This is a genomic window from Shewanella chilikensis, from assembly GCF_002836945.1.
GTDB classification, from domain to species: Bacteria; Pseudomonadota; Gammaproteobacteria; order Enterobacterales; family Shewanellaceae; genus Shewanella; species Shewanella chilikensis.
The window spans coordinates 1-1393 of the sequence record NZ_NIJM01000107.1 but is presented as its reverse complement, the minus strand read 5'-3'; the positions used below and the strand labels follow the sequence as shown (position 1 = coordinate 1393).

Annotated in this window: 1 protein-coding gene; it reads left to right on the top strand. The window is 37.4% G+C overall.

The genetic code is table 11. The features are described 5' to 3' along the window. The first annotated feature begins 303 nt into the window (after positions 1-303). Positions 304-1302: a DUF262 domain-containing protein gene (locus tag CX651_RS19700; protein ID WP_101057799.1), complete on the top strand. Its 999-nt coding sequence runs from the start codon at positions 304-306 to the stop codon at positions 1300-1302. Positions 1303-1393: the final 91 nt, after the last annotated feature.

The following is a 1393-nucleotide window of genomic DNA, read 5'->3' as shown; positions in this document are numbered from 1 at the left end:
GAACACTTGGAGAAGCGACGACGGCATTTTGCAACCAGTTGCCAGTACTTTCAAACAGCTTGAACCCCACTCTATCTCAACCGCAGTCATTGAAATCCCCTAAACCATGGGTAGGGCTAGCACGGCTCAAATCTCGCATTTTTGCGTGAAATCGGTTCGATTTTATCAAACCTCTGCAACTCACGGCTATCTTTCGGCCTCCGGGGGCTCAGATCATCTAGCGGTGCTTGAACGCAGACTGAAAGAAGATTAGGTTATTGTTTTATAATGGGTGGCTTGATTTTTTAATTAAGGAGTCAGTAAATGGCTAATCAAATAAAACCGTCGGTTACTACGCCAAAAATCGCTGACTTATATCAAGATATTGAATCTGGTAAGTTGGTTCTACGCCCAGATTTTCAACGAAAGTTTGTTTGGACACAAGAGCACCAAGAGGAATTTATTGAAACCATACTTGGCGGCTTTCCTTTTCCAGAAATTTATGTTTGTGAAGGTTCACTTGACACAAAAAAATTAAAAACCACCCAGCATGTTATTGATGGGCAGCAGCGGTTAACGACGATAAAGAACTACATCGAAAATAATTTTGATAAGCCACTTAAAAAAATACAGCCCTTTGATTCTTTGAACGAAGATAAGAGAATTGACTTTCTAGGGTACAATGTCGTTTTCAGAGATATAGGCAAGGTTAAAGAAGAGGTTATAAGAGAGATATTTAGAAGAATTAATCTAACAAAGTTTAAACTTGAAGATGTGGAAATACACAATGCAGTTTATGATGGAGAATTTATAAAAACTGCCAAAGAGATTTTAGAAAGTGTTTCACTAGAGAAATATGGTGTATTCCATGAGTCTGAATTTACTAGAATGGCAGATTTGCATTTTTTACTTCTAGTTATGTCGACTGTGGAGATTGGTGGATATTTCAATAGAGATACCGAAATTGAAAAGACAATTTCAAAGTTCAATGATGAATTCAAAAACTCTTCTCATCTAAGGTCAAACTTACTAAAAACATTTGCCATTATTGAGGATTTGGACCTTCCTCTAGATTCAGTCTGGTTCCGCAAGTCTTGCTTTTTTACTTTTGTTTCAGAGATTTGTTTCAACCTAGGAGCTTTGCCAGATAATTTCAGAGATAAGCTCATTCAGTTCGATAAAGATGTATTCGAAAAGAAAGACGAAAAAGGTTCTGACTACAGCATTTTTTACTCGTATATGTATTCAGGAACTACAGGACGAAAAGCTAGGGTAGAACGCGCTAGAATATTTTCTAAATACATTTTAGGTAGAGATAAATAAAAAATGGACACCCAGCATTAATGGTACGGTAGTTAGGGAAGGTGCGAATAAGTCCGAGATGTGAGATCATCGTGTTGTAACCTGAACCCAG